The 14566-nt window shown below is 36.0% G+C and carries 10 protein-coding genes and 1 other annotated feature (1 of these 11 cut by a window edge); all 10 genes read right to left on the bottom strand.

The genetic code is table 11. The features are described 5' to 3' along the window. Positions 1-109, bottom strand: a binding site (T-box leader) (it extends 87 nt beyond the left edge of the window). Between the two features lie 48 nt (positions 110-157). The 10 genes from hutI to dnaA all read right to left on the bottom strand — a co-directional run bounded on the left by hutI (position 158) and on the right by dnaA (position 14566). Continuing rightward, positions 158-1396 carry an imidazolonepropionase gene (hutI, locus tag KPF49_RS00050; protein WP_183672905.1) on the bottom strand — a complete coding sequence of 413 codons (1239 nt, stop codon included), beginning with the start codon at positions 1394-1396 and terminating at the stop codon, positions 158-160. Next, entirely contained in the window at positions 1396-3054 is a 1659-nt protein-coding gene (hutU, locus tag KPF49_RS00045; RefSeq protein WP_183672904.1) for a urocanate hydratase, read from the bottom strand. The genes hutI and hutU overlap by 1 nt, the downstream gene beginning before the upstream one ends. A gap of 19 nt (positions 3055-3073) precedes the next feature. Further along, positions 3074-4369 (bottom strand): YjiH family protein, encoded by a 1296-nt coding sequence (locus KPF49_RS00040; RefSeq protein ID WP_183673118.1) that lies wholly within the window; start codon positions 4367-4369, stop codon positions 3074-3076. Positions 4370-4452: 83 nt separating this feature from the next. Beyond that, entirely contained in the window at positions 4453-5940 is a 1488-nt protein-coding gene (hutH, locus tag KPF49_RS00035; protein ID WP_183672903.1) for a histidine ammonia-lyase, read from the bottom strand. Positions 5941-6030: 90 nt separating this feature from the next. Beyond that, the gene (gene gyrA, locus KPF49_RS00030) at positions 6031-8505 is read right to left on the bottom strand and encodes a DNA gyrase subunit A (protein ID WP_183672902.1); all 2475 of its coding nucleotides are present in this window, start codon (positions 8503-8505) and stop codon (positions 6031-6033) included. A gap of 13 nt (positions 8506-8518) precedes the next feature. After that, positions 8519-10435: a DNA topoisomerase (ATP-hydrolyzing) subunit B gene (gyrB, locus tag KPF49_RS00025; RefSeq protein ID WP_183672901.1), complete on the bottom strand. Its 1917-nt coding sequence runs from the start codon at positions 10433-10435 to the stop codon at positions 8519-8521. A gap of 14 nt (positions 10436-10449) precedes the next feature. Continuing rightward, positions 10450-11547: a DNA replication/repair protein RecF gene (gene recF, locus KPF49_RS00020; RefSeq protein WP_183672900.1), complete on the bottom strand. Its 1098-nt coding sequence runs from the start codon at positions 11545-11547 to the stop codon at positions 10450-10452. Beyond that, positions 11534-11761, bottom strand: a complete 228-nt coding sequence (yaaA, locus tag KPF49_RS00015) for a S4 domain-containing protein YaaA (RefSeq protein ID WP_183672899.1) — start codon at positions 11759-11761, stop codon at positions 11534-11536. Before yaaA ends, recF begins: the two co-directional genes overlap by 14 nt. A 180-nt stretch (positions 11762-11941) precedes the next feature. After that, positions 11942-13075, bottom strand: coding sequence for a DNA polymerase III subunit beta (gene dnaN, locus KPF49_RS00010; RefSeq protein ID WP_183672898.1), 1134 nt, complete (start codon positions 13073-13075; stop codon positions 11942-11944). A gap of 168 nt (positions 13076-13243) precedes the next feature. Beyond that, a complete protein-coding gene (dnaA, locus tag KPF49_RS00005) occupies positions 13244-14566 on the bottom strand; it encodes a chromosomal replication initiator protein DnaA (RefSeq protein WP_183672897.1) in 1323 nt (440 codons plus the stop codon).

Genomic DNA, 14566 nt, shown 5'->3' with positions numbered 1-14566 from the left:
TACTTGCATATTTAGAGATAGAAATTCACATCATCTACTAACTATTTTCACCAACCATAGTCTCTCTAAAAGTAGGGGTGATGCTACTGCATCTCACAAGTAAATATTATTTGATTATCTTAATTATAATAACTTTTTAAAATAGTTTCAAGAACGACTATAAATTGAGTCCTCGTTGTTCGAATACGAGTTTACCATTTGCAAATACTTTGGATGCATGGTTCACTCCATAGTGATACGGTACATATTCATGATTTGGTGCGTTCCAAATCACAAGATTTGCGTCATCACCAGCGTCTAACGTTCCACGGTTACTTTTAATCGCGTGTGCTGCGTTTACTGTGACTGCATTCCATACTTCTTTTGGTGTCATTCTTAATTTAATTGCACCGATTGTCATAATCATTTGTAGGTTATCTGTCACACAGCTTCCCGGGTTAAAGTCCGTCGCAAGTGCTACAGCCCCTCCATTATCAATCATACCACGAGCGTCTGCGTATTCATCTTTGCCTAAGTAAAACGTTGTTCCAGGAAGTAGTACAGCAATTGTATTGCTATCTTTTAATGCTTTCTTATCTTTATCTGAAGCGGCAACTAAGTGATCCGCAGTTACTGCACCTTGTTCGATGGCAAGGCCTAAACCACCGAGTGGATCGATTTCATCGGCGTGAATTTTTAAATCATAACCCGCTTCTTTTGCTAATTCCATATAACGTCTAGACTCATCAACACTGAATACACCTGTTTCAGTAAATATATCCGCAAAATCAGAAAGCTTTTTAATTTCTTCATCTTTCAGTAAATCTGTCATTTCTTGTAAGAATTCTTCGTTTTCTCTACCTTTAGGTACAGCATGTGGCCCTAGATAAGTGTGTTTCATTTCAATTGGGAATTTTTCTTCAAGTGCATGTGATACTTTTAACTGTTTTAACTCATTTTCTTGGTCGAGTCCATATCCACTTTTAGATTCAACTGTTAGTACACCATGTTGAATCATTCTTATAATATTTTTAGATGCTTTATCTAGTAACTCATCAAACGAAGCTTTCTGGGTCGCTTCAACAGTGTTTAAAATACCGCCACCTTGCTCTAAAATCTCTAAATAATCAACGCCTTGAATTTTTAAAGATAGTTCGTGCTCACGTGATCCACCATGAACAACATGGGTATGCGGATCAACGAGTGCTGGTGTAACGAGTTTACCTTCCGCATCGATTTCTTTATCAGCCACATATTCATCTGTTTTTTCACCACTGTAGACGATTTTTCCGTCTTCAATGACGACTATTGCATCTTTTACGATTAATAATTCGTCCATCTCTTTACCTTTTAATGCGTGTGACGTTTTTTTCGGTAATACTAATTCACCAATATTTTTAATAATTGTTGTCGACATTATCTATTCTCCTTTAACATTGGAATATTCATGTTATTCTTTTTCGCTGTTTCAATTGCAATATCATAGCCTGCGTCAACATGTCTTACTACTCCCATACCCGGATCTGTAGTTAATACTCTTTCTAACCGTTTTGCTGCTTTATCAGTTCCGTCTGCAACGACGACCATTCCTGCATGTAATGAGTATCCCATACCAACACCACCACCGTGGTGGAATGAAATCCATGATCCACCAGCTGCTGTGTTAATTAAAGCATTTAATATCGCCCAGTCACCAACTGTATCACTACCATCTTTCATAGACTCAGTTTCACGGTTTGGACTCGCAACTGATCCAGAATCTAAATGATCTCGACCAATAACAATTGGTGCACTAATTTCACCTGAACGAACCATTTCATTTAAAGCCAATCCCATTTTCGCACGTTCACCGTACCCTAACCAAGCGATACGTGACGGTAACCCTTGGAAGTGAATACGTTCTTCAGCCATATCTAACCATCGAATTAACTTTTCATTATCTGGGAATAATTCACGCATTTTTTTATCTGCTGCTTCAATATCTTTAGGGTCTCCTGATAAAGCAGCAAATCTAAATGGTCCTTTACCTTCACAGAATAACGGTCGAATGAATAGTGGCACGAACCCTCCAAAGTCAAATGCATTTTTCACACCATAATCATACGCAACCTGACGAATGTTATTTCCGTAATCAAAGACAATCGCACCTTTCTCCTTAAATCCAAGCATCGCTTCAACATGTGTAGCGATTGATGCTGTAGATAACTCTACATACTTTTCAGGGTTTTCTTTACGTAGTTTTCTTGCTTCTTCTAGTGAATAGTCCTTAGGTACATAGCCGTTTAACGGATCATGTGCACTTGTTTGGTCTGTGACGACATCTATTCTCGTATCACTATTTAAAATTTTAGGTAAAATTTCCGCTGCATTACCTAATAATCCAATAGATAAATTACGTCCTTCATCTCTCGCTTCTTCAGCGACTTTTAATGCCTCGTCTAAGTCCTCAATCATGACGTCACAGTAACCAGTCTCGATACGTTTTTCAATTCTCGATTTATCAACTTCTACGTTAATTGATACACCTTCACAAAACGATACAGCTAGTGGCTGTGCACCACCCATACCTCCGAGACCAGCAGTTAAAGTAATCGTACCCTTTAAGGTACCCCCGTAATGCTGATTTGCGAGTTCTGCAAATGATTCATACGTACCTTGAACAATCCCCTGAGATCCGATATAAATCCAAGATCCTGCAGTCATTTGACCGTACATTATTAATCCTTTTTTATCAAGTTCGTTAAAGTGATTCCAATTTGCCCATTTAGGTACGATGACTGAGTTTGAAATAAGTACACGTGGTGCTTCATCGTGTGTTTTAAATACCGCAACTGGTTTACCTGACTGAACAAGCATTGTTTCATCGTCTTCTAATTCTCTTAACGTATCAACAATTGCATCAAACGCTTCCCAGTTACGTGCTGCCTTACCAATTCCACCGTAAACAACTAAATCTTCTGGATGCTCCGCAACTTCAGGATCTAAGTTATTGTATAACATGCGTAAAGCCGCTTCTTGTTCCCATCCTTTACACTCAATTTCTAAACCTTTTTTAGCTCGAATATTTCTTGACATCTATAAACACTCCTTAAATTTAAAATAGTAATATGGATATTGGTATTGTAATGATTAATGTAAGTGCCACACGAATGAACCAAATAACCATAAGTTTCCAAAATGAAATTTTTAAATCTGTACTTAAAATCGCTGGTACTAAACCAGATAAGAAAATAATTGCAGATACCGATACAACTGCCACAATAAATTTCGTTTGAAGTGCCGCTTCAGTAACAAGTAGTACTGGTAAGAACATTTCAATAAGTGAGATTGTCGCAGCATCTGCAATTAAAGCAATATTGTCAATCGGCCAGAAAAATAATACTGGGTAAAAAATAAATGATAACCAGTGAATAATTGGTGTATATTCTGCTAATACAAGTCCGATAAAACCAATCGCTAGTATCGACGGTACAATTGATGTCATCATACGTAATGCATCGAAAAAATTTTTCCAAATCGATTTTCCGAGTGTTTCAAATTCAAATGAGGCTTGTTTAGTTTTATACCAAGCATATTGAAATCGATTTGTATCAAAGCGTTCAACAACGTTTTTATTGACACCACCATAAAATTCATCTTTTTCTGTAGAAATTGGAGGAATCCTCACAGAAATTGCCGTCACTAAAAACGTAATAATTAATGTCCACCAGAAGTAGAGTAGCCAGTGGTCCATCATATCTAACGTATTTGCGATAACAATCATAAAAGTTACAGAAACTGTTGAAAACCCTGTCGCGATAATGAGTGATTCACGTTTAGAGTAGAGTCCTTCTTTATAGACACGACTTGTGATTAATAGTCCGATAGAATAGCTTCCAACAAATGAAGCAACAGCATCAATTGCTGACCTACCAGGTGTTCTAAAAATCGGTCGCATAATTGGTTCAAGTAAAACACCCATAAAAATAAGTAATCCATAATCAACTACTAACGCGAGTAGCGCGCCACCAATTGGTATTAAAATGCTTAAGTTAATTGCGAGCGAGTTATATAGAAACTTTCCGATATTATCTTGAAGTACAACACTCGGTCCAAAATTAAATACCACCATAGTTCCAATAACGAGTCCAAACAGTTTGATACCAGTAAAAATCTTATCTGAAATCGTTTTTGTCTGTTTTAATATAAAAGGCAATATCGCCCCGACTATAATTACTACCCATGTATAGTACATTTCAATATCCGCGAATGTCATACGAATGAAAGATACTAAGTGATCGAGTATAATAGAATTCTTTTCCCCAATCGTAATTGGTATGAAAAAAATGAATATACCGATTAAACTATAGACAAAAAAACGCCAAATCTTTTTTGATTCTTGTTGATCCATTGTTTCTTTAGAGATTTTTACTTCTGAAAAGTTTTTCGGCATAAAACCCCTCCTTTTAAGCGCTTTCATTTTTAAAATTTTAATTACACAAAAGCTAGGGCATCTGCTAGATGTTTAATATCATCTGAAAATTTGCGATCTTGATTAATAAAGTCCACAATTTGATGATATTCGTCGAATTTTTCTTTCGTCTTTGGTGATAGTTTGTCTGATCCGCGGATTTCTACTGCACTTAACGCGATAAATAACTCTGTTGCAAGTACATATCGTACATTTTTCACAATATCTCGTGCATGTCTTGCGCCAATTGTTCCCATTGATACGTGATCCTCTTGGTTTCCGCTTGATGGAATTGAGTCGACAGACGCTGGGTGGGCGAGTGTTTTGTTTTCTGAAACTAAGCTCGCTGCCATATATTGTAAAATCATTGCACCAGATTGAAGACCTTCTTCAGGGCTTAAAAATGCAGGTAAGCCATCATTTAAATCCGGATTAACTAAACGTTCGATACGTCTTTCTGAGATATTTGCAATTTCAGCAACACCGATTTTTAATAAGTCCATTGAAATCGCAATTGGCTGACCATGAAAGTTCCCACCAGAGTATACTTCTCGCTCATTAAAAATTAACGGATTATCATTTGCTGCGTTCATTTCTATTTCTAATTTTTCTTTAACATACTTTAGTGTTTGAAAACTCGCACCATGTACTTGAGGTATACAACGAAGTGAATATGCATCTTGAACACGTAATTCACCTTGATGTGTCGTAAGCTGTGAGTTTTCTAAGTACTCTTTCATCTTTTTTGCTACGTAAATTTGCTCATCATAGCCACGTGCTCGGTGGATTTTTTCATCAAATGCGTCAATAATACCGCGTAAGCTTTGAAGAGTTAATGATGAAATCCATAAACTGTCCTCCATCAACTTCTCTGATTCGATATATGTAATAGTTCCTATTGCTGTCATTGCTTGTGTGCCATTGATTAAAGCGAGGCCTTCTTTTGCAGCAAGCTCAATCGGTTCGATTGATAATTCTTTTAAAACTTGTCTTGTTTTAACAATATTACCATCTTTAAACACTTCTCCTTCACCTATGAGCGGTAATGCCATATGTGAAAGAGGGGCAAGGTCTCCTGAAGCACCTAATGACCCTTGTTCAGGAATTACTGGAATAATACGTTTATTAATAAATGTTTTTAACTGTTCGACAAGTTCGACACGAACCCCCGAATGACCTTTTAACATTGTATTTAGACGTAAAATCATCATAAGTAGAGCAGTCGTTTCATTTAAATGATTTCCAACCCCCACTGCATGCGAACGAATTAAATTCGTTTGAAGTTGTGCTGTTTTTTCTTTTGATATTAAAACGTCACTGAATAATCCAAATCCAGTTGTGATTCCGTAGATTGTTTGTCCATCGTTAATAATGTTTTCTACAATCTGCCTTGATGATTTAACACGAGCATAAGCATCTTCTGTAATTTCAACAGTGGAGTCTTTTTCTTCTAAAAAGCGCTTAATTAAATCAATAGATAAATCGCTTCCATTTAATTTTAAAATAGTCACTAAATATCCCCCTTTATACTATATTTATTTTTAGTATAGCGCTTACATTTTATAAAATCAAAAAAAGTTGGAGAAATCTCCAACTTTATATTACTCATTTTCTTCGATTTGTTCTTCATCTTCAATATCTTTTTCAACGTCTTTAACAACCGCAACTGTTGCAACGTCATGTGATTCGTCTAAGCGCATAAGACGTACACCTTGTGTACTACGTCCAGTGACGGATACGTCATTAATTGAGAATCGAATGATTATGCCACCATCTGTGACAACCATAATATCTTCGTCACCATCAACAGCAGCAATTGATTCAAGTTCACCGATTCTGTCGTTTAGATTAATTGTTTTAACACCAAGACCGCCGCGTCTTGCTTGACGATACTCGCTTTCAATAGTTTGTTTTCCGTAACCTTTATTTGTCACTGCTAAGACGTGCTGATTTTCTTTTAACACGTCTAATCCTACAACTTCATCACCGTCACGTAGACGCATTCCGATGACTCCAGCTGCTGTACGTCCCATTGAACGAATATCATTTTCGTCAAAACGAATGAGTTGACCTTGTCTTGAACCGATAATAACTTCAGAGTTGCCGTCAGTAAATCTAACTGCGAGTAGTTCATCGTCTTCTTTAAACGTGATCGCAATTTTACCGTTTCTATTAATACGGTTAAACTCTGAAAGTTTTGTACGCTTCACAATACCATTACGCGTTACAAAGAGTAGGTAATAACCATCTGTAGCGCCGTCTTTATCTTTTACAGATAACATCGTCGTAATTTTTTCATCTTTGTCGACTTCGATCATATTAACAATTGGTATTCCTTTAGATTGACGTGATAATTCTGCGACTTCGTATCCTTTTAGACGATACACGCGTCCTTTATTTGTAAAGAATAATAAGTAGTCGTGTGTTGACATCGCAACAATTTGTTCAACGAAGTCATCTTCGATTGTATTCATTCCTTGAATACCACGACCACCGCGTTTTTGTGCACGGTATGTGTCTGCAGGTAATCGCTTAATATAGTTCTCGTGTGAAAGTGTCACTACAATTTGTTCTTCAGGAATTAAATCCTCATCTTCAATATCAATTGCGCCCGCAGTAATTTCCGTACGACGCTCGTCGCCGTATTTGTCGCGAATTTCGATGAGTTCTTTACGAATGAGTTCAAGTAATTTTTCTTCAGAATTTAAAATTGCTTGAAGTTCTTCAATCGTCTTCATTAAGTCGTTGTATTCAGACTGAATTTTATCGCGTTCAAGACCTGTTAAACGACGTAAACGCATATCTAAAATAGCTTGGGCTTGTTTATCTGACAGGCTAAACTTCTCCATTAAGCCCTGTTTTGCTTCTTCATCAGTTTCTGATGCACGAATTAACGCGATAATTTCGTCAATATGGTCAAGTGCAATCATAAGACCTTCTAAAATATGTGCACGTGCTTTTGCGCGTTCAAGGTCAAATTTTGTACGTCTTGTTACAACTTCTTTTTGGTGTTCAAGATAATGATGTAACATTTCTTTTAATGTCAGTGTTTCTGGTTCACCATTCACTAGTGCAAGCATATTTACACCAAACGATAATTGTAATGGTGTTTGCTTATATAGGTTGTTTAATATAACGTTTGCATTTTGATCACGACGAATTTCAATAATTATTTTAACGCCTTCTTGGAGTGACGTTTCGTCACGTAGATCTGTGATACCTTCGATTTTTTTATCGCGCACGAGTTCAGCAATTTTTTCAACTAAACGTGCTTTATTAACTTGATACGGTATTTCAGAAACGACGATACGTTCTTTACCGTTTTTCATTTCTTCTATTGTACATCTTGCACGCATAATTACTGATCCACGACCAGTCTCATATGCTTTTTTAATTCCCGCGCGACCCATAATAAGCCCAGCAGTTGGGAAGTCTGGTCCTTTAATGATGTCCATTAACTCTAAAGTCGTAATTTCAGGATTTTCTGATAAAGCAAGGACACCATCGATGGATTCAGTTAAGTTATGTGGTGGTATATTTGTTGCCATACCAACCGCGATTCCTGAAGCTCCGTTTACGAGTAAGTTAGGGAAGTGTGCGGGTAATACGACTGGCTCACGTTCTGTTTCATCATAGTTTGGAACAAAATCAATCGTATTTTTATTAATATCTCTTAATAATTCCATCGAAATTTTCGACATTTTTGCTTCTGTATAACGCTGTGCAGCTGCACCGTCACCATCCATTGAACCAAAGTTTCCTTGTCCGTGTACGAGTGGGTAGCGCGTTGAGAATTCTTGAGCGAGTCGAACCATCGCTTCATAAATTGAAGAGTCACCGTGTGGGTGATATTTACCCATTACATCTCCGACGATACGTGCTGACTTTTTAAATGGTTTATCGTTAGTCATTCCGTTATCATACATTCCGTATAAAATTCTACGGTGTACGGGTTTCAATCCATCTCGAACATCTGGTAACGCACGTGATACGATAACACTCATTGCATAGCTCAAGAAGGAACTCTTCATCGTTTTACTAATATTAACTTGTTCAATATTATTACGCTCAGCCAATTAATTTTCCTCCTTAAACATCTAAGTTTTCTACGTATTTTGCATTTTCTTCAATGAATTCACGGCGTGACTCTACGATGTCACCCATTAACATTTCAAATATTTGATCCGCTTCAATTGCATCTGTAAGTTGAACTTGAAGTAGTGTTCGGTTTTCTTGATCCATCGTTGTTTCCCATAATTGGTCTGCGTTCATTTCACCGAGACCTTTATATCTTGATATTGAGACTTTTGGAGTTTCTGGCAACGTACGACGTAGTTCATCTAAAGCCTCATCGTCATAGACATAATGTTTTTTTCTACCTTGTTCCACTTTATATAGTGGTGGCTGGGCGATGTAAATATATCCCGCTTCAATCAACGGACGCATAAAACGATAAAAGAACGTAAGCAATAATGTACGAATGTGGGCACCGTCAACGTCTGCGTCTGTCATAATAACAACTTTATGGTAACGTGCTTTTTCTAAATCAAATTCTTCACCAATACCTGTACCTAAAGCAGTAATAATCGTGCGAATTTCATTATTTTCTAAAATACGGTCTAAACGTGCTTTCTCAACGTTTAAAATTTTACCTCTTAATGGTAAAATCGCTTGCGTTGTCGAGTTACGTCCTGATTTTGCTGAACCACCTGCTGAGTCTCCCTCAACGATGAATAACTCAGAAATGCTTGGGTCTTTAGAAGAACAATCCGCAAGTTTTCCTGGTAAACTCGATACTTCTAATGCAGATTTACGACGCGTCATTTCACGTGCTTTACGCGCAGCAAGTCGTGCGTGCTGTGCAGTAATCCCTTTTTCTACGATCATTCTCGCTTCTTGAGGATTCTCCATTAAGTAGCGTTCAAATCCTTCAGAGAATAATTGATCAGTAATTGAACGCACTTCAGAGTTACCAAGTTTAGTTTTCGTTTGTCCCTCAAACTGTGGATCTGTATGTTTAATAGAAACGATTGTTGTAAGACCTTCTCTTACATCTTCACCTGAAAGACGTTCATCGTTTTCTTTTAATATATTTTGGTTAAATCCATAGTTATTAATTACTCTTGTTAACGCACGGCGAAATCCTTCTTCATGCGTTCCACCTTCGTACGTATGGATGTTATTTGCATATGTTAATACGTTCGATGAAAAACCTTTATGATACTGCATCGCGATTTCTACTTCGACGTCTTCACGTGAACTGTCTAAATAAATCACTTCTTCAGTGAGTACTTCTTTACTTTTATTTAATTCTTCAACGTATGATTTTAAACCACCGTCATAATGATATTCATAAGTCTCTCCATCTTCTGTACGCTCATCTTTTAAGCGTAGTGTAAGACCTTTATTTAAGAATGCAAGCTCTTTAACACGTTTTTCTAAAATCTCAATTTCATACTCTTGAGTTTCTGTAAATATTTCAGGGTCTGCTTTAAAACGAATAATCGTTCCTGTTTTGTCTGTGTCATCAATCACTTCTAAATCAGCGTCTGGAATACCTCTTGTGTAACTTTGGAAGTGAACTTTGTTATCTCTATGAACATAGACTTCTAACGACTCTGACAGTGCGTTAACAACTGAAGATCCAACCCCGTGAAGTCCACCAGATACTTTATAACCGCCACCGCCAAATTTACCACCTGCATGAAGAACGGTTAAAATAACTTCTACTGCTGGACGACCCATTGATTCTTGAATATCTACTGGAATTCCACGACCATCATCGATGACTTTAACCCATCCATCTTTTTCTAAAATAATATCTACTGTTGATGCGTATCCTGCGAGTGCTTCGTCAATTGAGTTATCAACGATTTCCCATACTAGGTGATGTAGCCCTCGTGAAGATGTCGAACCAATATACATACCTGGACGTTTCCTAACTGCTTCAAGGCCTTCTAACACTTGTATTTGGGTCGCATCATATTCTTGTCTTTGTTCTGCCATTTTGTCACCTTCCACTAATTTTTAACTGTACCGTCTTCAATCGTATAAAGATTCATTTCATCCATAATTTGATGGTTGATATCGCTAATTGAAGTTGTCGTTACAAATGTCTGTACACGATTACGAATTGATGTAAGTAAATGTGCTTGTCTATGTTCGTCAAGTTCACTTAAAACATCATCTAAAAGTAAAATCGGATATTCGCCGATTTCGTTTGATATGACATCTAGTTCTGCAAGTTTTAAAGATAGTGCTGTTGAGCGCTGTTGTCCTTGAGAACCATATGTTTGAACGTCCATATCGTTAATATAAAACTTTAAATCATCACGATGTGGGCCGATCATACATTGTCTTCTTTCAATCTCGTTATCGATAACTGAAGCATATTCTTTTTTTAAATATGCTTGTCTATTTTCTTTGTCTAATTCCAAACATTTAATATTTGGACGATATTCGACTTTTAATTCTTCTTTATTGTTCGATATATCTCGATGTATTTTATTTGCATAATTATTTAAAGCATCGACAAAAGCTTCTCGTTTATTAATAATTTCAAGTGCAGTTTCAACGAGCTGCTCATTAAAAATTTCTACCATCATTTTGTCGACAGTAGGTTCTTTTAAATACTGATTTTTTTGTTTTAACACACGCTTATAGTCGGATAAGCTTTGTAAATACACTTTAGAAATTTGTCCACATTCGACATCGATGAAATTACGTCGAATTTCTGGTGCGCCTTTTACAATTTCTAAATCTTCTGGTGCGAATAAGACACAGTTTAGCGCGCCAACATATTGAGAAAGTTTCGCCATTTCAACATGATTGATTTTTGCTCGTTTCCCTTGCTTTGAAAGTAGTAACGAAATCGGAATTTCACTAAATCTATTTTGAACACGTCCAGAGATGAGTGATTCGTCATGACCCATTCGGATCATTTCTTTGTCCCTTGTTGTCCGATGACTTTTTGTTGTTGCGAGACAATAAATCGATTCAAGTAAATTCGTTTTCCCTTGAGCATTTTGACCGATAAACACATTCAGCTTATCGTGAAAATCTAGCGATAACGATTCATAGTTACGAAAATTCTCTAACTTTATGCTAGATAGTCTCATCTACATACTCTATTCTATACACTCCAAATTCACCTATATTGAGGACATCATTATGATGGAGTTTTTTTCCACGTCTATTTTCTAATTCATCGTTTAAGTAAACTTCGTTTTCTGCAAGAAACCATTTAGCTTCTCCACCAGAATCAATAATTGATTGAAGTTTTAAAAATTGGCCAATCGTAATAATTCCATCATTAATTCGAACAATTTCCATCAGCGTATCCTCCTTATATTTACTATATTATTATACATTATTTGATGATTTTTTTCATCTACACTCGCTTTTAAAGCCACATACAGCGCTTTTAAATAAAAATACTATATACCTACTAGAAAATAATAAAAAAAGCCATATACCCTTATTTTTAAATTTTAAAGGGTATATGGCCAATAATTAGTATGTTCTAATTGGTAAAATTAATTGAATCACATCGTTTGAAGTATTCGATTGAAGTGTAAATGGCTTCATCGTTCCAAAGAACTCAATGGATACTTCTTCCTCAGGGACTGCACGGAGTGCATCCATCATATATCTTGAGTTGAATGAAATTTGAAGTGGCTCACCTTCTAAATCTACTGAAGTAACCTCTTCTTCAACATTTCCGATTTCTGGACTATTTGATGACAATACAACGCGGTTACTGTCGATTGTCATTTTAATTGCACTATTCCCACTTTCAAGTGCGAGTAGTGATACTCGGTCAATCGCTTTTAAAAATTCGTCATTATTAATCACTAAATTCGTTTCATAGTTCTCTGGGAATAATCTTGACGTATCTGGATAATTTCCTTCAAGTAAGCGAGATATAAATCTTAAATTCCCATATTTAAATAATACTTGATTTTGTGAGAAGTTAATCTCAACGTCTTCGTCGCTATCTTCAATAATTTTATTAAGTTCGTGTAGCGCTTTTCCTGGAATGATTGCATTTTTAATTTCAATCGCATGACTTTTATCTTTTAACTTTCTTAGCGCAAGTCTGTGAGAGTCTGTTGCTGTAAAGTGAATCTCGTTTTCAAAGAACTGCCAGTTAACACCAGTTAACACTGGTCTAGTCTCTGAACTTGATACAGCGAAATTCGTTTCGTTAATAATTGTTTTTAATGCTGATGAGGCAATTTTTAAACTTTCTTCATTATTCACTTCAGGAAGTAATGGGTATTCGTCCGGGTTAGATCCACTAATGACGAAATTAGATTTACCACCACTTACTTGAATTGAATACTGATCTGTCGATTTTAATTGAACATATTCTCCAGCTAATTTTTTGACAATATCAGTAAAGAAACGTGCAGGTAATACCGCTTCACCTGGCTCAGTAATTGTTAAAATTTCTTCGTTATCTACTTCAGTTGGAATTGTAATTTCTATTGATATTTCTCCATTACTTCCAATAAGTACTAATTTGTCATTGTCTGCTTCTAATTTAATACCTGACAAAATAGGTAAAGCAGTTCTATTTGAAATAGCTTTTAAAACGTCATTAAGTTGTTCTGTAAAATATGATCGTTTAATTTCTAAATGCATATTATCGCTCCCTTATTCTATATATTATATATATAAATAGTAAAAGTCGTAGTAGGCACTGTGAATATGTGGATAAGTGTAAAACAGATTGATTTATCAAAGTTATTCACATGTGTATAAACTGTTGGTATTAGTGTACCATTTATCCACAATACTCACATTAGATTATCAGAGTTTATTTTCAATTTCTTTTAAGTCATCTTTAAATTCATCGTCTTCTTGGTATAGTTTTGAGATTTTTTCATGAGCATGAATAACTGTTGTATGATCTCGACCGCCAAATATTTCTCCAATTTTCGGCAGAGAGTTATCTGTAAGTTCTCTTGATAAATACATAGCAACATGTCTAGGAAAAGCAATTGACCGTGTACGTTTTTTGGACGCGAAATCTTCAATCTTTATACCATAATATTCAGCGACTACTTGCTGGATATCTTCGATTGTTATTTTCTTTTGTTTTGGTTCTTTAACAATATCTTTTAACGCTTCGGCAACAACTTCTGGTGACATCGTTTGATTTGTAAGATTTGCATACGCTGCAACGCGTGTTAATGCACCTTCAAGTTCACGGATATTTGTATCGATATGGTTTGCAATGTACATCATCGATTCTTTTGGAATGACAACATTTTCTTCTTCGCATTTTTTCTTTAAAATCGCGATTCTTGTTTCTAAATCTGGTGGTGTAATATCAGTCGTTAGCCCCCATCCAAAACGTGAACGTAATCTATCTTCTAAAGTTGGAATTTCTTTAGGTGTACGGTCACTTGTAATTACAATTTGCTTATCATCATCATGTAACGCGTTAAATGTATGGAAAAATTCTTCTTGTGTTTGTTCTTTTCCTGCTAAAAACTGAATGTCATCAATTAATAAGACATCGATATTTCTATATTTTTCTCGAAATGCTTCAGGTTTGTTATCGCGAATTGAGTTTATGAAGTCGTTTGTAAACCGTTCACTTGAAAGGTAAGCGACTTTAGATTCAGGACGAGTTTCTCGAATATAGTTACCAATCGCATGCATTAAATGAGTCTTACCTAATCCAACCCCACCGTATATAAATAAAGGGTTATATGCCTTAGCAGGAGCTTCAGCGACTGCGAGAGATGCAGCATGTGCGAAGCGGTTTCCATTTCCGATAACGAATGTTTCAAATGTATTTTCATTGTTGATATGAAACATTTGATTGTCTTTATCTTCTATAGTTGTTTCTTTTTCTTTTGGCTTTTCAGCCGGTGTTTCTCCAGCAACAACAAAATGAATAGTAGGCTGTTCTCCGACGACTTTAAATATTGATTCAGACACAAGATCCACATAATGTTCTTCTAGCCAATTACGGTTAAATTCAGATCCAGCTTCAATAACTGCAGTTTCTTGCGAAAGTTCAATTAATTTTGAATTTGAAAACCATACACCAAAACTAGCATTTGAAATTTTACTTTCAATGTTCTCTAATATTTTATTCCATATATCTTCTAAACCATTCAT

Source organism: Nosocomiicoccus ampullae (assembly GCF_019357495.1).
Classification (GTDB): Bacteria; Bacillota; Bacilli; order Staphylococcales; family Salinicoccaceae; genus Nosocomiicoccus; species Nosocomiicoccus ampullae.
The sequence above is the reverse complement of the archived record's forward strand: the minus strand, read 5'-3'. Positions and strand labels throughout refer to the sequence as shown.